At 63.4% G+C, this 292-nt stretch carries 1 pseudogene; it reads left to right on the forward strand.

Annotation, left to right across the window (positions count from 1 at the left end):
- Positions 1-292: pseudogene (locus tag GV790_RS29835) on the forward strand (wax ester/triacylglycerol synthase family O-acyltransferase); the annotation flags it as partial.

Here is a 292-nt window from a genome sequence, read left to right on the forward strand (position 1 = left end):
CACCCGCTTCAACCGCAGCATCCACCACCCCCTCGTCTTCGACCTGGTCACCATCCCCCTAGCCGAAGTCCAGGCAGCCAAAGCAGCCTCCCCCACCCGCATCACCGTCAACGACCTGATGCTCACCACCGTGTCCCTGGCCCTCTCGACCTACCTGGCCGAAAAAGGCGAACCCCCAACCGATTCCCTCGCCGCCATGGTCCCGATGTCCATGCGCAACACCACCACATGGACCTCCGCCAACAAACTCTGCCAAATGTACGTCGACCTCCACACCGACATCCCCGACCCC

This window comes from Nocardia cyriacigeorgica (assembly GCF_010858045.1).
Classification (GTDB): domain Bacteria; phylum Actinomycetota; class Actinomycetes; order Mycobacteriales; family Mycobacteriaceae; genus Nocardia; species Nocardia cyriacigeorgica_E.